At 38.2% G+C, this 23,869-nt stretch carries 18 protein-coding genes; all 18 read right to left on the bottom strand.

The annotated features are described in order from the left end of the window. Positions 1-43: 43 nt before the first annotated feature. Positions 44-772, bottom strand: a complete 729-nt coding sequence (locus DF281_RS05600; protein ID WP_109349270.1) for a GntR family transcriptional regulator — start codon at positions 770-772, stop codon at positions 44-46. 340 nt (positions 773-1,112) lie between these two features. Continuing rightward, positions 1,113-3,500 carry an FtsK/SpoIIIE family DNA translocase gene (locus DF281_RS05595; protein ID WP_109349269.1) on the bottom strand — a complete coding sequence of 796 codons (2,388 nt, stop codon included), beginning with the start codon at positions 3,498-3,500 and terminating at the stop codon, positions 1,113-1,115. Between the two features lie 89 nt (positions 3,501-3,589). Beyond that, positions 3,590-5,257, bottom strand: a complete 1,668-nt coding sequence (locus DF281_RS05590) for a ribonuclease J (RefSeq protein ID WP_109349268.1) — start codon at positions 5,255-5,257, stop codon at positions 3,590-3,592. Positions 5,258-5,620: 363 nt separating this feature from the next. Next, a complete protein-coding gene (gene dapA / locus DF281_RS05585) occupies positions 5,621-6,517 on the bottom strand; it encodes a 4-hydroxy-tetrahydrodipicolinate synthase (RefSeq protein WP_109349267.1) in 897 nt (298 codons plus the stop codon). Positions 6,518-6,547: 30 nt separating this feature from the next. Next, positions 6,548-7,588, bottom strand: a complete 1,041-nt coding sequence (locus DF281_RS05580) for an aspartate-semialdehyde dehydrogenase (protein WP_109349266.1) — start codon at positions 7,586-7,588, stop codon at positions 6,548-6,550. Positions 7,589-7,811: 223 nt separating this feature from the next. Further along, entirely contained in the window at positions 7,812-9,035 is a 1,224-nt protein-coding gene (locus DF281_RS05575; protein WP_109349265.1) for a M16 family metallopeptidase, read from the bottom strand. 120 nt (positions 9,036-9,155) lie between these two features. Further along, a complete protein-coding gene (pnp, locus tag DF281_RS05570; protein ID WP_109349264.1) occupies positions 9,156-11,279 on the bottom strand; it encodes a polyribonucleotide nucleotidyltransferase in 2,124 nt (707 codons plus the stop codon). Positions 11,280-11,481: 202 nt separating this feature from the next. Beyond that, positions 11,482-11,751 (bottom strand): 30S ribosomal protein S15, encoded by a 270-nt coding sequence (gene rpsO, locus DF281_RS05565; RefSeq protein ID WP_109349263.1) that lies wholly within the window; start codon positions 11,749-11,751, stop codon positions 11,482-11,484. 213 nt (positions 11,752-11,964) lie between these two features. Further along, positions 11,965-12,906 carry a bifunctional riboflavin kinase/FAD synthetase gene (locus DF281_RS05560; RefSeq protein ID WP_109349262.1) on the bottom strand — a complete coding sequence of 314 codons (942 nt, stop codon included), beginning with the start codon at positions 12,904-12,906 and terminating at the stop codon, positions 11,965-11,967. 11 nt (positions 12,907-12,917) lie between these two features. After that, on the bottom strand, positions 12,918-13,829 hold the full coding sequence (gene truB, locus DF281_RS05555) for a tRNA pseudouridine(55) synthase TruB (RefSeq protein WP_109349261.1): 912 nt from the start codon (positions 13,827-13,829) through the stop codon (positions 12,918-12,920). Positions 13,830-13,897: 68 nt separating this feature from the next. Beyond that, positions 13,898-14,245, bottom strand: coding sequence for a 30S ribosome-binding factor RbfA (rbfA, locus tag DF281_RS05550; protein ID WP_109349260.1), 348 nt, complete (start codon positions 14,243-14,245; stop codon positions 13,898-13,900). Between the two features lie 19 nt (positions 14,246-14,264). Then, positions 14,265-14,543 carry a DUF503 domain-containing protein gene (locus tag DF281_RS05545; RefSeq protein ID WP_109349259.1) on the bottom strand — a complete coding sequence of 93 codons (279 nt, stop codon included), beginning with the start codon at positions 14,541-14,543 and terminating at the stop codon, positions 14,265-14,267. After that, positions 14,540-16,852, bottom strand: a complete 2,313-nt coding sequence (infB, locus tag DF281_RS05540) for a translation initiation factor IF-2 (protein WP_109349258.1) — start codon at positions 16,850-16,852, stop codon at positions 14,540-14,542. The genes DF281_RS05545 and infB overlap by 4 nt, the downstream gene beginning before the upstream one ends. 191 nt (positions 16,853-17,043) lie before the next feature. Next, on the bottom strand, positions 17,044-17,361 hold the full coding sequence (locus DF281_RS05535) for a YlxQ family RNA-binding protein (protein ID WP_109349257.1): 318 nt from the start codon (positions 17,359-17,361) through the stop codon (positions 17,044-17,046). Then, complete coding sequence (gene rnpM / locus DF281_RS05530) at positions 17,361-17,636, bottom strand: RNase P modulator RnpM (RefSeq protein ID WP_109349256.1); 276 nt, start codon at positions 17,634-17,636, stop codon at positions 17,361-17,363. The genes DF281_RS05535 and rnpM overlap by 1 nt, the downstream gene beginning before the upstream one ends. 17 nt (positions 17,637-17,653) lie before the next feature. Next, a complete protein-coding gene (nusA, locus tag DF281_RS05525; RefSeq protein ID WP_109349255.1) occupies positions 17,654-18,796 on the bottom strand; it encodes a transcription termination factor NusA in 1,143 nt (380 codons plus the stop codon). A gap of 17 nt (positions 18,797-18,813) precedes the next feature. After that, positions 18,814-19,296 (bottom strand): ribosome maturation factor RimP, encoded by a 483-nt coding sequence (gene rimP, locus DF281_RS05520; protein ID WP_109349254.1) that lies wholly within the window; start codon positions 19,294-19,296, stop codon positions 18,814-18,816. A 136-nt stretch (positions 19,297-19,432) separates the two neighbouring features. Further along, positions 19,433-23,767 carry a PolC-type DNA polymerase III gene (locus DF281_RS05515; RefSeq protein WP_109349253.1) on the bottom strand — a complete coding sequence of 1,445 codons (4,335 nt, stop codon included), beginning with the start codon at positions 23,765-23,767 and terminating at the stop codon, positions 19,433-19,435. Positions 23,768-23,869 lie beyond the last annotated feature (102 nt).

Raw genomic sequence — 23,869 nt, 5'->3', positions numbered from 1 at the left:
TTAGTTGTATTTTTGTTTCGATAGCAGGAACGAATAGTTGATGTTACACGCGTTTTCTAACTACATGGAAACTGAACTTGTCAGCTCTAAAGTAGTTTTTAGAGTACAGTACAACACGATCGTTATCATCGTAATGTAACTGCGTTAACAGGAGCAACGAAACATCTTGCTCGCTTTTCAAAATTGCGGATACCTCTGGATGATATCCAACGGGATTAATATATGTAACCGCGTAGGCTACATGTATGTCCCCCGTTTCTTCTAATGCAGAAAAAATCGAAGAATCTTGACGCTTCTCATAATCACGAGGCATATGCATGCTCGGAACTTGATCCACACAATAAACGACAGGCTCATCATTCGCAGTACGAACGCGCTTAATCGTTAATATACAATCACCTTCATCGCATTGAAAGCGTTTAATATCTTCTTCATTCGAAATGGTCTTCGTGGAACTTAAGTAAACAGTTCCAGGAATCATACCAGCTTCTTTAATCATTGAGGCGATACTCGTTAATTGTTCAATACCAGATGTAAATACTGGTTTCGGATTGACGAACGTACCAACTCCGTGTCGACGAACAATGATATTTTCTTCTTCCAACAGTCTCAATGCTTCACGGAGTGTTGCACGACTGACTCCAAGTGATTTTGAAAGCTCAAATTCTGATGGTAATTTCTCGTTTTCCTTAAAAATTCCATTATCAATATCAGCCTTCAAGTGATCAATCACTTGTAGATACAAATGACGATGATCTGATTTAATAGTCATTCAAATCACCACCAATTAGACATCAGACATCAGACGTAAAACATTCCTGCTAATCAGTCAATACTATAACATTTTTGAACGATTAAATAAATAGATTTCAAAAAAATCTGTTTTAAAACAGTGAATTTTTATCGAACACTGTCTTTCTCTTACTAGTTTTTTGCCACAGATGTATATTTTTTCATACCTGCGTCAGTTTTTTTACTATTTTTTGTTATTATTGCTGCTACTGATTTTCCTTACTTCGAGTAACATTTTCGCTCGAAACAGTCGATATGAAAAATCTGAATAATCTATCAAAAATACCATACAACTAGAACAGGTACTGTTTCAAACTGTACTAGTATCGGTCATGTAAAACCTGTCTTGGTTTGCTCTTTTCCGCGGGACCAACTACCCCCCGCTCTTCCATTTGATCCATGATTCGAGCAGCTCTTGCATAGCCAACTTTCAGCTTTCTTTGTAAGAAAGAAACACTTGCTGTGTCGCTTTCTATTACTAAATCGACCGCTTGTGAGTACAGCTCATCTAAATCTTCAATCTCCGTGACATCTTCTTCTTCACTAGGAATCATTTCTTCTTGATATTGTGCCTTTTGTTGTCCAATAACGTAATTCACGATTTCTTCAACTTCTTCATCTGAAACGAACGCACCTTGTACACGAACAGGTTTTGATTCACCAGCAGGCAAGAATAACATATCCCCTCTACCTAGTAATCTTTCTGCCCCACCCATATCTAGAATTGTTCTAGAGTCGATTGATGACGATACCGCAAAGGCGATTCGAGAAGGGATATTCGCTTTGATTACACCCGTGATAACATCAACACTCGGACGTTGCGTGGCAATAATTAAGTGAATTCCTGCCGCACGAGCCATTTGAGCCAGTCTCGTGATCGAATCTTCCACATCATTTGAAGCAACCATCATTAAATCAGCTAATTCATCAACAATTACTACAATGAAAGGTAAGTAAGGATGCTTCTCATTATTTTCTTTATTATAACGATCGACATGATTATTATACCCTTCTATATTTCTTGTACCCGTATGTGAGAACAAATCATACCTACGTTCCATCTCTGATACAACTTTTTTCAATGCTTGTGAAGCTTTTCTTGCATCTGTCACTACTGGAGCAAGCAAATGAGGGATTCCATTATACACATTTAGCTCAACCATTTTCGGATCGATCATCATTAATTTCACTTCATGTGGTTTTGCTCGCATCAAAATACTGACGATAATACCGTTAATACAGACTGATTTACCACTGCCTGTCGAACCTGCCACTAATAAATGAGGCATTTTGTTCAATTGAGCGAGTTTTGCTTCGCCAGAAATATCTCGGCCTAAACCAATTAATAATTTGGCATCTGGTTTATTATTTTCTTTTGATTCAAGTACTTCACGTAAACCTACGATGGCAACTTCCTTATTCGGCACTTCAATACCGACAGCAGATTTCCCTGGAATCGGTGCTTCAATTCGAATATCCTTTGCGGCTAACGCTAATGCTAAATCATCTTGTAAATTGACAATTTTACTCACTTTTACACCACGATCTGGCAGTACTTCATATTCTGTCACAGCAGGGCCTAAATGAACCTCCGTCACAGTCGCTTTTACACCGAATGATTGGAATGTCTGCTCTAATTTTTGTGCATTTTCTTGGATAATCGCAAATTCACCGCTTTGGTCCGTCGTTTTCGGAAGCTCCAATAAATTCATATTCGGTAAAGTGTATCGTTCATTCTGAATTATTTCTTCACCAGCTGCTACGATTAATTCTTCTGGAATTTCTTCTTCCAACAATTCTTCTTCCGTTGGTGGTTGTACTTCTTCCTCTTTTACTGGTTCAATATTTTGAGTAAATGCTGAAATCTTCGGTTCTTTTCGCGGTTCTTCAACAACTACTTCATCAACGATTTCCGAAAGATCTTCTACTTCATTCGTAATAACAGTCAGTTTCGATTTTTTAGGTGCTGCTTTTTCTTTTTTAGGCTTTTCTTCTGCTAGCTGTTTTTTAACGGCTGCTCTATATTGTCTCGCTTCTCGCACTTCTTTTCTGCGAGTGGCAATTGATTCTTTCCAAACTGGCCATTGCTGTGTAATATACGGCACTAATGCGCGACCCGTAATGAGGATAAATGCGACAAAAAGTGTTAACCATGCCACTATATAAGATCCGATTGTATCAAATAAAATATGTGTAATGGAAAAGGCTATTCCCCCGACAAATCCACCACCAGTTGATAATGTTGAATCAAATAGCGCTCGTTCTGTAACGAGAATTTTCCATGTTTGGCCTAGAATCGATTGTTCTGGATTCATATTCGATTTGAATAATGCAATATGGCTGAACAATGTAACACTCATTAGTAATGTGCCGAATCCCCATACAAAACGGTTTTTAAATTCTGGCAATGCACGAGCAATCATCATATATAATGCATATGCAGTCATCATGAATGGTACAACTACATACCAACTACCGAATAAAAACTTCATCGCTGCTTGTAACATCTCACCAACTACACCCAATTTAAAGAAAGTGAATATCGAAATAGCGATTAATACTAATCCGATAATTTCATATACAAGTGGCGACAACGGTTTTTTGTTAGCCGTGCTTGGCTTTCTTTTGCTAGCTGTTGTCGTCTTGCGCTTAATTGGTGTTGTTTTTTTAGCCGGTGTCTTCCGAGTCGTACTTTTAGACGTTGCCATTTCTCCACCTCTTTCTCTCTCTCTATTATAAGACAAAAAAGGATTTCCTACCTAATTTGGCGTGGAAATCCTTTTCTGCAGCCTAAACCCTAGTATTCCATAATAATTGGGATAATCATTGGGCGACGCTTCGTTTTTTGGAATAAATAACTGTTAAGTGTATCACGAATTTCTTGTTTAATCGCAGTCCATTCGTAAGAACCTTTATTTACATACTTCTCTACTACGCCACGAACTAGTTTAGCAGATTCATCCATTAATTCTTCCGATTCACGTACGTATACGAAACCTCTTGAAAGAATTTCTGGACCTGAAGCAATTTGTTTCGATTTTTTATTGATTGTAACGACAACGATGAAAATACCATCTTGACTTAATAGTTTACGGTCACGTAATACGATATTACCAACATCGCCTACGCCAATTCCGTCGATTAGTACGTTACCAGCGTTTACACGACCGGCCATACGCATTTTGCCGTTTTTGTATTCAACAATATCACCTTTATCAGCGATGAAAATTTGGTTTTTGCGTAGACCAACTTCTTGCGCTAATTTAGAGTGAGAAATTAACATTCTATATTCACCTTGGATTGGAATAAAGAATTTAGGTCTCATAAGATTTAACATTAATTTAAGATCTTCTTGAGCGCCGTGTCCTGAAACATGGACTTTTTTATCAGCTGCAAGAACTTTTACGCCCATTTTCGCTAATGTGTTCATCGTTTCAGAAATTTGAACTTCCATACCTGGTGATGGTGTAAATGTAATTAAAACAGTATCAGTTGTTTTTAAACGGATATCGCGATGATGCTTGCGGATGATTTTTTCTAAACCTTCTAGTGGTTCGCCTTGATTACCCGTAATAATTGCAACGATTTCTTTGTCGTCATAGTCATTCATTTTGCTCACTGGTACTACAAATTCTGGATCAATTGATAGGTAACCTAAGCGCATACCTACTTCAAAGACATTTTCTAAACTTTTGCCAACGACAGCTACTTTTTTGCCAAGTGCTACAGTTTGATCAAAAATTTGTTGGATACGACTGAAGTTAGATGCGTAGCAAGCTACTAAGATTCTACCTTCTGCTTTATGGAATGTTTTTTCAAGACGATCTTTAATAACAGATTCTGAAACAGTATAGCCTGGGCGTTCTGCTTCCGTTGAATCAGACATTAAAATAAATACGCCTTCTTCTCCAAGTTGAGCCATTTTTGAAATATCTGGACGGTATTTACCTTGTGCAGACTGATCAAATTTGAACTCACCAGTGTGTACAATCGCACCTTCTGATGTATGGAATGCAATTCCTAATGAATCAGGAATACTGTGTGTAGTGTGGAAGAACGTAACATAAGTCTTTTTGAAATTCATGCGACTTTTGTTTGTAACTTCGAAAAACTTCACTTGATGCGGTGCAGGCTTGTCTTTAAGATGTTCTTTTGCAAGAGCAATCGTTAATTTTGAGCCATAAACCGGTGCATTCACTTTGTTTAATAAGTAAGCGATTGAACCAATTGCATCCTCATGTCCGTGCGTTAAGAAAATACCTTTTACGCGTTCTTTATTTTCCACTAGGAATGAAATATCAGGAATAACATAATCGATTCCTAACATATCGTCCTCTGGGAACATTAATCCACTATCTACTACAAATAATTCTTCGTCGATTTCTACAACATACATTGCTTTACCGACTTCACTCACGCCACCCAATGGAATGACGCGGATCACTTCATTTTTAGTTTTAGCCACTTCTTTTCCTCCTAAATAATCCCGTTCAGCAACCACTTACATTTATTATAAGCGTTGCAACCATTTTTCACAATTAAGAAATGGACGTTCTGTGTATTTTGTTTACAATTCTTCATGAATTAATTATTACTTTTTATATTCCGTCTAATTATACAAGGCTTCATATATTTTACAACCATTATTATTCAAAAAAGATGTTCTTAATAGATGAAGCCGAAAAAATGCATGTTTTCAACTTTCAGAAATAATGAATAAGAATGGCATCAGTTGATCTTCTGTCCAGTTGTCGAAAAGAAACAATTCGATCGATTTAGAACGAAAAATAACTGCCTTCACCCATTTAGATGAAGACAGTTACGTTAATTATGCAAAAGTTTTTTGAAGTTGGAAGTAATGATCCCATACTTCATCAAATGCTACTTTCTCATCTGCTGATAAGTCGACGATTGGTAAACGAACATTATCGTTACACAGTCCTAGTTTTGAAAGTGCGTATTTCACTGGTGCCGGACTTGGTTGAGCAAATAATGCGCGAATTAACGGTAGCAATGCTTGGTGAATTTTTGCCGCTTCTGCATGCTTGCCTTCTTTGAATAAAGTAATCATTCGTTGCATATCATTGCCAACAACATGTGCGGCCACTGAAATGACGCCATGACCACCAACTGCTAATAGTGGAAGTGTTAAACCATCATCACCACTATACACCGTGAAATCATCATCTGTAGATGCAAGAATCTCAGACATTTGATCTAAATCGCCACTCGCTTCTTTAATAATTTGGATATTTGGAACTTTACTTAATGCTGCTACTGTCTCAGGTGCGATATTAATGCCGGTACGTCCCGGAATATTATAAAGCATTACGGGAACTGTAACTGATTGAGCGATATCAACAAAGTGAGCATAAATCCCGCGTTGATTTGGTTTATTATAGTATGGAGCAACTAACATTACGCCATCTACACCCGCAACTTCAGCTTTTTGAGCCATAATTTTTGAGTAGTAGGTTTCGTTATCACCAACACCTGCAATAACTGGTACTCGGCCGTTTACTTGATCGACTGTATATTTTAATACGTCTAACTTTTCTTCAGTAGATAATGTAGGTACTTCCCCCGTCGTTCCTAAAACTACTATTGTATCTGTGCCGTTAGAAATTAAATGTTCAATCATACCTGCTAAATGTTTGTAGTCAACCATAGCCCCATCTTTCGTAAATGGTGTAACCATCGCTGTTCCAATATTTCCAAGATTCATAAAGAATACAACCCCTTAGTGTATTTTATTTTATAATAATCCGTCTTCAACCATTGTTTCTGCAATTTGAATTGAGTTTAATGCTGCACCTTTTAATAAATTATCCGCTACTACCCATAGGTGGAAACCGCGGTCATTCGATAAATCTTTACGAATGCGTCCAACGAATACCTCATTCTCACCTTCAGCAAATAAAGGCATCGGATATTGTTGGTTAGTGATATCGTCTTGAACGACAATCCCTGGAGCTTTCGCTAACACTTCACGTAATTGCTCTACTGTCACGCCCGCTTGCTCCACTTCGATATAAAGTGATTCTGAGTGACCTGACACGACAGGAACACGTACACAAGTTGCTGCTACCGGTAAATCAGCCATATGAAGAATTTTCTTCGTTTCATTAATCATTTTCATTTCTTCGTATGTAAAGCCATTTTCTGTGAAAACGTCGATTTGCGGTAGTACATTTCTTGCGATTGGGAAATGTTTTTTGTCACTCTTGACGGGAAGTACATTCGCTTCTACATTTTTACCTTGTTCCCATGCGATACTTTGATCACGAAGCTCATCGATTGCCGCTACACCAGAACCCGAAACAGCTTGGTATGTAGAAACAATGACATTTTTTAATCCGAATGATTGGCGAATTGGTTCAATTGCTGCCACCATTTGAATTGTTGAGCAGTTCGGGTTCGCAATGATCCCCTTATGTTTCTGGATATCTGCTCGGTTCACTTCTGGAACGACAAGCGGAACTTCCGGGTCCATACGATATGCGCTTGTATTATCAATAACAACAGCGCCACGTTTAGCCGCTTCTGGAGCTAATGCAAGAGATACTGAACCTCCAGCACTGAATAATGCAACATCAACACCTTTAAAAGCTTCTGGTGTCGCTTCTTCGATTGTGTATGTTTGACCAGCAAACTCTAATTCATTACCTGCTGAGCGTTTTGATGCAAGTAGTTTTAATTTCCCTACTGGAAACTTACGTTTAGCAAGTTGCTCCATCATTGTTGTTCCAACTGCACCTGTAGCTCCAACAACAGCTACTGTTAATTGTTTAGCCATTTCAAACATCTCTCCCTATTTCAAAATCTATATATTGCGTAATTGTACCATAGTAAAAATGAATTGTGTATAATAATTCAATTATTTAGTATATTAAATCTATTATTGTCTTAATTCATACATATTACTTCATTTTCGAGTTATGAAGCGTTGGTATGTAAGCGTTTTCTATAGGGTTAGACAATGTATAAAAATAAGAAAAAACGAAGCAATTTGCTCCGTTTTACACGTCGTTACTAATAATTGATTTCGCAAAGTCATGATGAAAGATAATTTTGATTTGTTCATTCACCTCTTCAATTGTCACTTTATTCAATTGTTCTAATGTTTCTTCAATCGTTAAATCGCGACCATAAAGAATCTCATTTTTAGCATTTCGCATCATATAATCATATGAAGTTTCTAAACCTAATAATAAGCTGCTTTCTAATTGGCTTTTTGCTGAAACTAATTCTTCGGCAGTAATACCATTTTCTTTGAAATCTTCTATGACCTCAAAAATAGTATCTTCCATCAATTGGCGTTGCTTCGTTGATGTTCCACCATAAATCATAAACGCACCAACATCACTATATGCTGAGTAGTATGAATACACCGTATACGCTAATGCTTTTTCTTCACGTACTTTTTGGAATAGTCGAGATGACATCGAATCCCCAAAAATATTATTCATTACTAAATACGGTACAATTTGTTCGTCATTCACTTTCAAACCAGGATAGCCAATGACTAAATGTGCTTGCTCTACTTGGCTTTTCTTCGTCGTTGTTTGAGCATGGAATACAGGTTCTTCGAAAGTTACGATTCCGCGACTTTCACGATCATCAAATTGATCAAATACATTTTCAATATATTCGATTAATGATTCATCAAAATTACCTGCCACCGTTAAGACGATTTGATCAGGCGTATAATGTGTACGGATAAATTCCTTCACTTGCTGTTGTGTGAATGAATTCAAAGTATCTTCCGTACCTAGAATTGGCGCACCAATCGGATGGTTCGGGAACATCGCTGCCCATAAACGTTCATCTACATCATCATCTGGTGTATCCTCCGTCATTGCCATCTCTTCAAAAATAACTTGTTTCTCTTTTTCCATTTCTTCTGGATCAAACACCGAGTGGAAAAACATATCCGCTAAAACATCAATTGATGAGCGAATTTGCTGATCTAACGCGACAACATAGTAACATGTTTGATCTTTTGCTGTGAAAGCATTCGTTTGTGCACCTAGTCGGTCAAAGTCTTCAGCAATTTGTTTTGCCGTTCTTTTTTCAGTTCCTTTAAAAAACATATGCTCAATAAAGTGCGTAAGTCCATTTTCTTCAGGTGTTTCATATCTTGATCCGACATTCACACAAATACCGAAAGATACAGAGCGAATATGCGGCATTTTTTCTGATACGATTCTTAAACCATTTTTACATGTATATTTTTCAAACATGACTTCTCCTCCAAACATTTACACAATAAAAAAAGTTGCCTACAATCCGTAAGCCTAATGGTTGAAAGGATTCGCTCATTGGGCGTATGGAAAGTTAGGCAACTGTGAAAGCTTTACTGATTACTCAGACTTAGCTTTTTCACTTTCTTCTTGAACAACGATTTTACGTGAAAGGTTCACGCGGTTTTGACGATCAATTTCAATACATTTCACTAGTAATTCATCATCTAATTTTAATACATCTTCAACGTTCTTCGTGCGCTCTTCTTGGATTTCAGAGATGTGTAGCAAACCATCTTTACCAGGGAAGATTTCTACGAATGCGCCGAATTTTTCGATACGTTTAACTTTACCTAAGTAGTACTCGCCTACTTTAGCTTCACGAACGATGCTTTCGATAATTTCTTGAGCGCGTTGGATCATAGCTTCATCAACAGATGAGATGAAGATTGTTCCGTCTTGCTCTGTATCAATTTTAACACCTGTTTCATCAATAATTTTATTGATTTGTTTACCACCCGGTCCGATTACGTCGCGGATTTTTTCAGGTTTAATATGGATTGATTTAATTTTTGGAGCATAAGCTGATAACTGTTCACGTGGTGTGTTAATTGTAGCAAGCATAGATTCAAGGATAATCATACGACCGTGTTTCGCTTGAGTTAATGCTTCGTCTAAAATTTCACGTGAAAGTCCATCAATTTTAATATCCATTTGTAGTGCAGTTACACCTTTTGCAGTACCGGCTACTTTAAAGTCCATATCGCCTAGGTGATCTTCCATACCTTGAATATCTGTAAGGATTGAATAATGTTCACCTTGTTTGATTAGACCCATAGCAATACCTGCTACTGGAGCTTTTAATGGAACACCCGCGTCCATCATAGCTAATGTAGATCCACAAATTGAAGCTTGAGAAGTAGAACCGTTAGATTCTAATACTTCAGATACACAACGGATTGTGTAAGGGAAGTCAGCTTCATCTGGAATTACAGCTGATAATGCACGTTCTCCTAAAGCACCATGACCAATTTCACGACGACCTGGGCCACGAATCGGACCAGTTTCACCTACAGAGAATTGTGGGAAGTTATAGTGATGCATGAAGCGCTTGTTTTCTTCGATTCCAAGACCATCAATGATTTGAACATCACTTAATGAACCTAAAGTACAAATTGAAAGTGCTTGAGTTTGTCCACGAGTGAATAAACCAGAACCATGCGCACGAGGTAATAAGCTTGTTTCAGATGATAAAGGACGGATTTCGTCTAGTTTACGACCATCAGGACGTACTTTATCTTCAGTGATTAAACGACGAACTTCATCTTTAACCATTTTCTCTAAAATTTCGCCTACTTCTTTCATCGTAACATCAGCATCAGCTGCATCTACTAATTTTGTTTCGTATTCTGCAATTACGATTGCTTTTACTGCTTCGATTGCTACGTCACGCGCGTGTTTCTCATGCGTTTGGATTGCCGCATTCATTTCAGGTTCGTGAGCTGCTTTAATTTCAGCGTAAAGCTCTTGATTAATTTGTTGTAATTGTACTTCCATTTTTTCTTTACCGCATTCAGCAGCAATTTGTTCTTGGAATGCAATTACTTTTTTGATTTCTTCGTGACCGAATACGATCGCTTCTAACATTTTTTCTTCTGGTACTTCAAGAGCGCCAGCTTCAACCATGTTAATTGCATCTTTTGTTCCAGCAACAGTTAAGTCAATTAAAGATTCTTTTAATTGTTCAACAGTTGGGTTCACGATGAATTCGTCATTGATCATACCGATTGTTACACCAGCGATTGGTCCGTCAAATGGAATATCTGAAACCATTAATGCTAATGAAGAACCAAGCATTGCAGCCATTTCTGAACTACAATCCGGATCATTCGACATTACCATTGAGATTACTTGTACTTCATTACGGAAACCATCTGGGAATAATGGGCGAATTGGACGGTCAATTAAACGAGATGTTAAAATCGCTCTTTCAGAAGGGCGACCTTCACGTTTGATGAATCCTCCAGGAATTTTACCTGCAGCATACATTTTTTCTTCATAGTTCACTGTAAGTGGGAAGAAATCTGTTTGTTTTGGCTTTCTTGACGCTGTTGCACTTACAAGTACAGCAGTATCGCCGTAGCGTACCATTACAGCACCGTTAGCTTGTTTAGCGAATTGTCCTACCTCTACAACTAGGGGTTTTCCAGCCCACTCATAGCTATATACCTTTTTTTCGTTCATTGATTGAACTCCTCTCTCAAAAACCATATTGCCATTTATTTTATTTATGTAATCACTTGCTAGTTTATCAAAAATGGATATTTATTGCGAAACATTTCATACTTGATTAGCAATTTTTCATATTTGGGATGGGCGTGTGATTATTTAAAATATCTTTTACATAAAGAAAAAGCGGGCCGAGCCCGCTTTTCCAAGTTGCATTTTATCGACGTAAGCCGAGTTTAGTAATAAGGTCACGGTAACGTTGAACATCGTTTTCGCGTAAGTATTTTAATAAGTTACGACGACGTCCTACCATTTTGAATAAACCGCGACGAGAGTGATGATCTTTTTTATGAGTACGTAAGTGCTCATTTAAGCTGTTGATATCTTCAGTTAATACAGCGATTTGTACTTCTGGAGAACCAGTATCACTTTCATGTGTGCGGTATTCAGCGATGATTTCGTTTTTGCGTTCTTGTGTTAATGCCATCTTGAATACACCTCCCAAATTATAAAATATCCCCTCTTACTGAGTCGTTCGTTGGAGAATCGAAACACCAAGTAAAGGTTCCGTGCTTTTATCAAGTCACTTATGAAATATTAACATAAACAGCAAGGCGTTGCAACCTAAAGTGCCATTTGATTATGAAACTTCCATGAATAAAATGATGCTTAGAAATGTATTCCATTTCCGTATTATTTTTTAAGCGAAAAATTCGATTGAAGCTTGTTTATCTTTCCCTAATTGAGCAACTAATTCGTCAATTCCATTGAATTTCTGCTCTGCTCTTACCCATTTATACCAATCGATTTCTACTTCTTCACCGTAAATATTTTTGTCAAAGTCTACGATATGAACTTCGATCGATAAATTCTTCTCATCCGGGTTTTTAAATGTTGGTTTATAGCCAATATTACAGACGCCAACAAACCATTCATTTTGAACGCGAATTTTTACTACATAGACGCCATTTGCAGGGATGAAACTTCCATCCGCAGATTGGACATTTGCAGTTGGGAATCCAATCGTACGACCTCTTTTATCACCATGAACGACGACGCCAGGTGTGCGATAAGGTCTGCCTAGTAATTGGTGAACATTTTCCATATCACCTTTTAAAAGTAGTTGACGAATTCTCGTTGAGCTAATTTTGTCGGACTCTTCAAGTTGTTTATCCACAACTTCTACAGAAATACCTTCACCACATAGTGTAGGCATAATCTCCATATTTCCTTGTCCTTTTTTGCCGAAAGTATAATCAAATCCGGCAGTAACGTGTTTAACGCCTAAACCTTTTACAAAAAGTTGAATAAAATCTGCCGGTGAAAGTTGTGCGAAATCTGAAGTGAATCGGACAACGAATAAAGTATCTACGCCTAATCTTTCAAGAATTGCAATTTTCTGTTTCAATGGTGTAATGTAAAACACCTTTTCTTTACTTTGTCCAAGCACGATGGATGGATGCGGATCGAATGTCATAACAGCTAATTTCGTATTCGTTTGTTCCGCTGTTTTTTTTGCAGTATTGATTACTGCTTGATGCCCCCTATGAACACCATCAAAGAAACCTAAAGCAAGAGAATATGCACCTGCAACTTCATCTGTTGTGATTTGTTGAGGATATGATAATTGAATAACTTTCATGTGACTACCTCCTAGTCAACTTTCGGGAACATTTTTTCTGGTTTCATTAAACCTTTTTTAGAAGGATGTGCAATATAAATTGCAACAGCCTTGTTATTTTCCATATACACTATCTTATCAGATTCTAGTAAAGAAGTGTGCATCGGAAGTACTTGTCCGTTGCTAATTTCTTTTTGAATATCCGGTGTAATTGCTATTTTAGGATACTCTTCTAATGCAGTTTCAAGAGGTCGAATTGCTTCTAAAAGCGTTCCTTCTTCTTTCATTTCTTGCAGTTGTCCTAATGTTTTACACTGCTCGGCAGTATAGCCACCTGACATCGTACGTTCTAGTTTGCTCATATGTGCCGGGAATCCAAGTGCTTCACCAATTTGAACGGATAATGTGCGGATATAAGTTCCTTTACCACAAGCGATACGAATCGGGAATTCAATTGTTTCGCCTTCATATACTTCAAGATCATCCATTAATTCAATACTATAAATATTAACTTCACGGCTTGGTCTTTCAACCGTTTCGCCAGCGCGTGCATATTCATATAGTTTACGGCCATTGACTTTAACCGCTGAATACATTGGAGGTGTTTGCACGATTGTTCCTGTCAGTGATTTTAATACGTCTTCAAGTTGAGCGCGCGTAATTGATTTCGTTGTCGAATCTTGTTCAACTACTTCACCTTCAGCATCTTCAGTTGTTGTTGAAGTACCAATTGATACAATGGCTTCATACTCTTTACCTGCATCTGTAATATATTCAGCAAGTCTTGTCGCATTGCCGATACAGATTGGTAATACACCTTCAACAGCAGGGTCAAGTGTACCTGTGTGACCTACTTTTTTAGTTCCTAAAATTTTTCTTAATTTAAAGACACAATCGTGAGATGTCATGCCTTTCTCTTTCCAAAGTGGTAAAATTCCATGCATTTTACAAAACTCCTTTCAAATTAAAAAGAGAGGCTAATCCCGTATAGGATCGCCTCTCTTGTCGATTGTTATCTATCAGATTCGTGTAGTTTGCGTAACAGATCATCAATACGATTACCATATTCGGCAGAGGCATCAAATTCGAAGAACAATTCAGGTGTAATACGTAATCGGATACGTTTACTAATTTCAGAGCGGATAAAGCCTTTAGCTTTTTCTAACCCTTTTAATGTGTCTTGTTTTTCTCTTTCAGTACCAAGGCTTGTAATATAGATTGTCGCTTGTTGTAAGTCACCAGTTACTTCAACATCTGTAACTGTAATGAAACCGACACGAGGATCTTTTAGTTTACGACCAATAATTTCGCCAAGCTCTTTTTTCATTTGCTCAGCTACACGATTTGCACGTAATGACATAATCGATTCACCTCTATCTTCATAAATACTCTCGATGTAACTCGAGTAGTTGCCAATCTGGATTGGATTCTAAATATTCGACAGCTCGATCCATCTCCTTGTCAGCAGCTACTTTATTTGAAGCAACTGTCACTAAGGCGAGTCTCGTTCTTTGCCAAACATTTTGATGGTCAATCTCAGATAATGCTATATTATAGCGCTGTTTTGTACGCATTTTCATACGTTCCAAAACAGCTCTTTTTTCTTTCAATGAATGTGCAGTAGGAATCATAAATTCACATTCTGCATAGACAATCATTTACGTTTGATTTCTTCCATTACGAACGCTTCGATTACGTCTTCAACTTGGACATCGTTAAAGTTCGCAATTGTGAAACCACATTCATAACCTTTCGCAACTTCTTTCGCGTCATCTTTGAAACGTTTAAGTGATGATAATTCACCTTCGAAGATTACGATACCTTCACGGATTACACGTACACCAGCATCACGAACTAATTTACCATCAGTTACGTAACCACCTGCAATTGTACCAACTTTGGAAACTTTGAATGTTTCACGTACTTCAGCGTTACCGATGATTTTCTCTTCGAATTCAGGATCAAGCATACCTTTCATCGCTGATTCGATTTCTTCGATTACTTTGTAGATGATTTTGTGAAGACGAATATCTACGCCTTCAGCTTCAGCAGCACGTTTAGCATTTGTATCTGGACGTACGTTGAAACCAATTACGATTGCATTTGAAGCAGCAGCTAATGAGATATCTGATTCTGTAATTGCACCAGCACCAGTATGGATAATCTTAACGTTTACGCCTTCAACTTCAATTTTCATAAGTGAAGCAGCCATTGCCTCAACTGTACCTTGAACGTCAGCTTTAACGATTAAGTTTAATTCTTTCATTTCGCCTTGTTTCATTTGCTCGAATAAGTTATCAAGCGTTACACGTTGACCTTCGCCACGTTGTTCTTGAATCGCTGTAGTTTCGCGAGCTTCAGCTACTTGACGTGCTGATTTCTCATCATCGAATACTACGAAACGGTCACCAGCTTGTGGAACATCACTTAAACCAGTGATTTCAACAGGTGTTGATGGACCTGCTTCTTTAACGCGACGACCTAAATCGTTCACCATTGCACGAACACGACCGTGAGCGTGACCAACTACGATTGGATCTCCGACTTTTAATGTACCGTTTTGAACTAGTAATGTTGCAACAGAGCCACGACCTTTATCAAGTTGTGCTTCGATTACAGTACCGATTGCATTACGGTCAGGGTTTGCATTAAGTTCGCCAACTTCAGAAACTAATAATACCATTTCTAATAGTTGATCAATTCCATCACCTTTAAGTGCTGAGATTGGAACGAAGATTGTTTCGCCACCCCAAGCTTCTGCTACTAAACCGTGTTCCATTAATTCTTGCATAACACGATCTGGGTTCGCTGAAGGTTTATCCATTTTGTTCACTGCAACGATGATTGGAACTTCTGCAGCTTTCGCATGGTTGATTGCTTCAACAGTTTGTGGCATTACACCATCATCTGCTGCTACAACTAGGATTGTTAAGTCAGTTACTCTTGCACCACGAGCACGCATTGTTGTGAATGCAGCGTGTCCAGGAGTATCTAAGAAAGTGATTTTTTTATCGTTTACTTTCACTTGGTAAGCACCGATATGCTGTGTAATACCACCAGCTTCTCCAGCAGTTACTTTCGTGTTACGAATTGAGTCAAGTAAAGTTGTTTTACCGTGATCGACGTGTCCCATGATTGTTACAACTGGAGGACGTTCTTCAGTTGCTACATCTTCTTCAACTTCTTCGTCTTCGAAGTAAGTTTCAAGGTCAGTACGGTCAATACGGATTTCTTCTTCTACTTCAACACCGTAATCAGTAGCAATTAGTTCAATTGCGTCTTTATCTAATTCAGCATTGATTGTAGCCATTACGCCAAGTAGGAATAACTTTTTAATGATTTCAGAAGGTTCGCGGCCTAATTTTTTCGCTAGTTCGCCAACTGTTAATGATTCATAGAAAGTGATTTTCTCTGGTAATGGTTTTGGTGCTACAGGTTGTGGAGCTGGACGGTTTTTACGACGTTGACCTCCATTAATACCTGGACGGCGACGTTGTTGTGGACGACCGCCACCTTGTCCTCCGCGTGCGTTTTGACCACCACGGCTGCTTTGACCGCCACGTGGTGCGTTTCCGCCGCCTGTTGATGGGCGTGATGTGCTTCCGCCACCATTTGATGGGCGTGATGCGTTTCCGCCACCATTTGATGGGCGTGATGCGTTTCCGCCACCATTTGATGGGCGTGATGCGTTTCCGCCACCATTTGATGGACGTGATGCGTTTCCGCCACCATTTGATGGACGTGATGCGTTTCCGCCACCATTTGATGGACGTGATGCGTTTCCGCCACCATTTGATGGACGTGATGCGTTTCCGCCACCATTTGATGGGCGTGATGCGTTTCCGCCACCATTTGATGGGCGTGATGCGTTTCCGCCACCATTTGATGGACGTGATGGTCTACCGCCACCATTTGATGGGCGTGAAGAGTTTGATTTATTTGAGTTGTTAGATGAGTTATTAGTCATAGTACATCCTTATTCATTTGAAATTTTTGAGTTTTCGCTATTAGTTTATAAACTGTGTCATCTTACTAATAGCAGGACGAGTTCCTGGCTGTCCTGTTAGGCTCTCATTGATGACTTGGTGAAATAAGGAGTTTCACTTACGGATTCTCGCAAACTTCCAGGTTTTAGTTTACTAAACCACTGTAAAAAAATTACGCTTCTAGTTGACTAAATAGCTCTGAAAGCTTCTTAGCAAATCCTTTATCCATAATCGCTAAAGATACTCTATTCTCTCTACCTGTTGCATGACCTAGTGCATCGCGTGTACTAAATTCATGTAATTCAACATCGAATGAATTGCATTTATCTCGCAATTTCTTCTGTGTATTTTTAGAAGCATCCGTAGATAAGATTACAAGTTTTGCCGATTGTCCTCGGACTTCCTTCACCACTTGTTCTTCGCCTGATACTACTTGTCTAGCACTTGAAGCAATACCTAATAAGTTTAAAATTGCTTGTTCTGTTGTCATTATTTATTACCCTTTCGAATAACGGCTAATAAATCTTCATAAATATGCTCTGGAATTTCAACATCTAGTTGGTTTTTCAGTGCATTTCTCTTTTTTGCAGCCGCTACTGCAGCTTCAGATTTTGAAACGTAAGCACCGCGACCTGATTTCTTACCAGTCACGTCTACACATACTTCGCCTTCTTTAGAACGAACAACACGAATCATTTCCTTTTTCGGAAACATCTCGCCTGTCGCACTACATTTTCTTAATGGTACTTTACGATTGACTGGCATATTTAAACACCTTCCAATTAATCTTCGTCATAAAGATCGATATCAGTCGCAACTTCTTCTGCTGCTTCTTCTTCGATTTTTTCTACTGGTTGTACGATGATTGCTGCTGTTTCAGGATCATATAATCCTTGTTCAGTTGCATCAGTTTCTGATTTAATATCAATTTTCCAACCTGTTAACTTAGCAGCTAAACGAGCATTTTGACCACGTTTACCAATTGCTAATGATAATTGATAATCAGGAACTACTACTAATGTAGATTTTTCTTCTTCGTTCACTTGTACATCAACAACTTTAGATGGGCTAAGTGCATTTGCTACGAATTGTACTGGATCTTCAGACCACTCAACAATATCGATTTTTTCGCCGTGTAATTCATTAACAATTGATTGTACACGAGCGCCTTTAGTACCTACACAAGCACCTACTGGATCGATTTCTTCGTTATGTGCTACAACTGAGATTTTAGAACGATCGCCAGCTTCACGAGCGATTGATTTAATTTCAACTGTACCGTCAAAAATTTCTGGTACTTCTAATTCGAATAGACGACGTAATAGTCCAGGGTGAGTACGTGAAACGAAAACTTGAGGTCCTTTTGAAGAACGTTCTACTTTCGTAATATACACTTTAATACGATCATGTGGTTCGTATGTTTCACCTTGAATTTGTTCGTTAGGTAAAAGAATCGCTTCGATTTTACCAATTCCAACGTAGATGTTACGAGCGTCTAAACGTTCAACAACACCATTGATGATATCGTCAGCACGATCAACATACTCTTCGTAAATCAAACCACGTTCAGCTTCACGGAAACGTTGTGTAATAATTTGTTTCGCAGTAGTCGCTGCAATACGACCGAAGTCGCGTGGAATTTCTTCTGTTTCTACAATATCCCCAATTTCATATGAAGGGTTGATTGCTTGTGCGTCTTCTAAAGACATTTCTAATAAATCGTCTTCTGATTTTTCAACTACATCTCTACGAGAGAAAAGATGCATAGTTCCTTTATCAAGGTTTAAATCGACACGTACATTTGCTTCATCATAGTTTTTTCTGTATGCATTGATTAGTGCTGCTTCAATTGCATCAATAATGATTTCGCGTGAAATTCCTTTTTCTTCAAGTGCTTTTAAAGCGCCTACTAGTTCCTTACTCATTTTCGTTCACTCCTAGATTATTGTTCTTTCGAAAAATCAATTGCAAGGCGAGCCATCGCAATTTTATCTTTCGGAATTGATATTTTTACTTTTCTTGTTTTAATTTTCATATCTAAAGTAGCACCTTCATCTGTATAAGATGTTAGGTAACCCTCAAATACTTTTTTACCATCAATTGCTTCATATGTTTTCATATGGACAAATTGGTTGATTGCTTTTTCAAAATCTGTGTCCTTTTTCAAAGGGCGTTCTGCTCCTGGAGAAGATACTTCAAGGTAATAATTTTGAGAAATCGGATCTTTTTCATCTAAATATTCACTTAGTCGCTCACTAACTTGTGCGCATTGATCGATATCAATATTGCCTTCAGGAGTATCAACATATACACGTAAAAACCAATCGCGCCCCTCTTTAACAAACTCAACATCAACTAGCTCCAGTTTAAGCTCCTCAACGATTGGCTTTGCAATTTGTTCGATTTCCGTTGTAATTTTGCTCATACAATCCTCCTGACTTTAGAGTATTGATAAATAACAAACAGAAAAGAGTGAGGAATCCCCACTCTTTTGCCGTCGTTCTATCAACAAAGTAATTGTCTATATTCTAACATCTTTATACCACTAATGCAAGTGACCTCTAGAAGAGAGAGAGTTGGTTCGCATCTGGCATACCTGTAAGGCAACCTAGCTTATCCATATACTCAATTAATGTTTTGGAAACGCGCCCTCTTAATTGAAGATCTTCTTTCGAAAGGAACTCACCGTCTGCTCTAGCGCGTACGATTGCTTCCGCTACGTTGTTTCCTAATCCAGGAATCGCATTGAATGGTGGAATTAAAGAAGCGCCATCAATAATAAATTCTGTAGCTTTCGAGCGATACAGATCTACTTTTTGCATTTGCATGCCACGTTCTGTCATTTCAAGTGAAATTTCAAGAACAGTTTGTAGTGAACGCTCTTTTACAGAAGCTTCTAAACCTTTTACTTCGATTTCTTCAATTTTAGATTTAATCATTTCGGATCCATTGACCATTGCAATTAAATCGAAATCTGACGCACGAACCGTGAAGTATGCACAATAGTAGACAATTGGAAAATGCACTTTGAAGTAAGCAATACGTACAGCCATCAATACATAGGCTGCCGCATGGGCTTTCGGGAACATGTATTTGATTTTTTTACATGAATCAATATACCATTCCGGCACTTCATTTTTACGCATTTCTTCTTCCATATCTTCCGTCAAACCTTTACCTTTACGGACATGCTCCATGATTTTGAATGCTAATGATGGTTCAAGTTCCTGATAGATTAAATAAACCATAATATCATCACGACAACCGATTACTTCGGAAAGTACACAAGTACCGTTTTGAATTAGTTCACTCGCATTCCCAAGCCAAACGTCCGTACCATGAGATAATCCGGAAATCTGAACTAATTCTGAAAATGTCGATGGTTTCGTATCTTCAAGCATTCCTCGTACGAATTTCGTCCCAAACTCTGGAATTCCGTAAGTACCTGATTTTGCTTTAATTTGCTCTGCTGTTACGCCAAGTGATTCAGGGCCACTGAAAATCGCCATGACTTCTGGATCATCGGTCGGAATTGTTTTTGGATCGATTCCTGTCAAATCTAGTAGCATACGAATAACAGTCGGATCATCATGTCCTAGAATATCGAGTTTTAAAATATTGTCATGAATCGAGTGGAAGTCAAAGTGAGTCGTTCTCCACTCAGCTCCTTGATCATCGGCTGGGAATTGGATTGGCGTGAAGTCGAACACATCCATATAGTTCGGTACAACAATAATACCACCTGGATGTTGCCCAGTCGTTCGTTTAACACCAGTACATCCTTGAACTAAACGATCTACTTCTGCTCCACGGAAATTAATATCATGATCCGCTCCATACCCTTTTACATAGCCATAAGCTGTTTTTTCGGCAACTGTACCAATTGTTCCAGCTCGGAATGCATAATCTTCACCGAATAAGATTTTCGTATAGTTATGCGCTTGCGGTTGGTATTCACCCGAAAAATTCAAATCGATATCGGGTACCTTATCCCCTTTGAATCCTAAGAAAGTTTCGAATGGAATATCATGGCCATCTTTGGCATATGGAATTTCGCAATCCGGACAATCTTTATTCGGTAAATCAAAGCCAGAGCCCACTGAACCATCGTCAAAGAACTCTGATTTCTGACAGTTCGGGCAAACATAATGAGGTGGCAATGGGTTTACTTCAGTAATTTCCATAAATGTTGCGACTAACGAAGAACCTACTGAACCACGAGAACCTACTAAATAACCGTCTGAAAGTGATTTTTTTACGAGCTTATGAGAAATCAAATAAATAACAGAGAATCCATGTCCAATAATCGATTTCAACTCTTTATCAATTCGTTTTTCGACGATTTCAGGAAGTTCTTCACCATAAATATCATGCGCCATTTCATATGTCATACGACGTACTTCTTCATCGGCACCGTCGATTTTAGGCGTATATAAATCGTCTTTTACAGGAACGACTTCTTCCATCTCTTTCGCTAAGTTTTGAGAATTCGTTACGACGATTTCCTTCGCTAAATCTTCTCCTAAAAAGGCGAATTCATCGAGCATTTCATTCGTCGTTCTAAAATGCACATCCGGTAATTTATTACGGTTTAGCGGATTCGCTCCACCTTGTGAACGAATAAGGATTTTACGAAAAATCGCATCTTCTTCATGTAAGTAATGCACATTACCAGTCGCAATTACTGGTTTTTCAAGCTTTTTACCAATCTTGATCACTTTGCGAATAATATCTTGCATATTCCATTCATCTTTTATTAATTCTGACTCAACTAGTGGTGCGTAAACTGCTGGTGGATGCACTTCTAAATAATCATAGAATTTAGCAATTTCTAATGCTTCATCCATCGATTTTTGCATAACTGCTGTGAAAAACTCACCTTTACTACATCCTGAACCTACGATTAAACCTTCGCGATATTTTTGCAATGTCGAACGTTTAATTCTTGGCATTCTGAAAAAGGATTGTGTAAATGACTCACTCAACATTTTGAACATATTTTTTAAGCCATCATTCGTTTGAGCTAATACAGTACAATGTGTCGGGCGAGCTCTTTTATAGGCATCTCCACCACCAACGTATTTGTTGAAGTCATCGTGGTACTCGATTCCTTTAGCAGTTGCTTCTTTCATTAAATGTAGCAGTAAATAACCTGTTGCTTCCGTATCATAAATAGCTCGGTGATGTTGTGTTAATTCAATGTTGAACTTCTTACATAATGAATTCAGTCGATGGTTTTTCATCGTCGGGTGAAGTAAACGCGCTAATTCCAATGTATCGATTACGGGTTGATGGAAATCATCGATATTCGCTTTTTTATATGCTTCATATAAGAAACCTATATCGAATGACGCGTTATGCGCTACAAGAATTCCATCGCCTATGAAATCATGGAATTTCGTAATCATTTCAGTTACTTCTGGTGCGTCTTTTACCATATCATCGGTAATGCCTGTTAACTCAATCGTCGTTGCTGAAAGGGCATGATGCGGATTAGAGAAACTTTCAAAAGTATCAATTACCTCTCCATTTACGATCTTCACCGCAGCAAGCTCTATGATTGTATCGTACGCTGCTGAAAGACCTGTTGTCTCAACATCAAATACGACATACGTAGCATCATCCAGTTTAATATGACGTTCATCGTAAGCGATTGGAACACCATCATCGACTAAATTAATTTCAACTCCGTAAATGATTTTGATGCCATGTTTTTTCCCTGCATTATGTGCATCTGGGAATGATTGCGCGACTGCATGGTCAGTAATGGCAATTGCAGGGTGTCCCCACTTCGCTGCTGCTGCAACTAATTCACCTGTTGGCGTCACGGCATCCATACTACTCATCGGCGTGTGCATATGTAGTTCGACACGTTTTTCGCCTTCTGGAGCTTCATCTTTACGAATGATTGGACGGATTTCGACAATATCTTGAGCCATAATGATTAAATCTCTAACGAATGTATCATTTTGTACCGAGCCACGAACTTTAACCCACATACCTTTTTTCGCAAGTTGCATTAATGCTGCATCTTCTTTATCGCGAGAGAACATTTTCACTAAAATTGAATCCGTATAATCTGATACTTTTAATGTCATTAACGAACGGCCACTTCGAAGTTCTTTCACTTCGGCGTCGAAAACAAATCCTTCAATTATAATACGACGCTCTTCATCTTGAATTTGATGAATTTCCATCATACCTTCATCATTTTTAATCGGAAGACCTAATTGGAATGGTTGGTTCGACACATCGATACCCTCTGGATTATTTTGACGTTCTTTCTCACGTTTTTGCATATCTTCAACCGCTTTTTTCGAAATCGCTTCTTCTTCAATTCTTCTTTGCGCCATGAATTTCTGTTGTTCTTCAGCCATTTCTTGTGTGGCATCCTTCACTTGGAAGTCAAAATGCAATTTATCAAAGCCATATGATTGAAAAGTTTCACTAAGTCGATCCGCGTATTTATTGCGCAATGTCGCCTGTTCAAAATCTTGATTGCAATTAATCATTAGTTTTTGCCCAACTACTTTAGGTAATTGCTGCGATAAAATTTGGCGAAGTGGTGGCGATAATTCATCTTGTTCTTCGACAACTTTCATCCAGTATTCATGAATGAGCTTTTCATCAGCAATTGAGTTTTTCGTAGTTATTTGCAGTTGGATTGTCGCAATTTGACTAAACGCTCGATCCACATGATTTTGAAATTGCAAAAAATGATTATATGGCAGAATGCGATCTAATTCTAATGCAAATTGCCAAACGCGATTCGCTTTTTGAACTGTTAATCGATTTAATTCACCATTTTCTAAATATTGCATCGCCACATCATCAGTCAAAGCGATTTGTTGTAATAGTATTTTAAACCGCTGTTTAGCAGTCATTTCTTCCGACATTTTCTCTCCTCCTTTAAAGAAAAAAGAGATTGTCCGAAAAGTCAAACTCATCTTCTATTGGAACCTCACAATGTATAATCATTGGAATCAGCCCACTAAAGC

The sequence above is a fragment of the Kurthia zopfii genome, from assembly GCF_003143955.1.
In the GTDB taxonomy this organism is placed as follows: domain Bacteria; phylum Bacillota; class Bacilli; order Bacillales_A; family Planococcaceae; genus Kurthia; species Kurthia zopfii.
The sequence above is the reverse complement of the archived record's forward strand: the minus strand, read 5'-3'. Positions and strand labels throughout refer to the sequence as shown.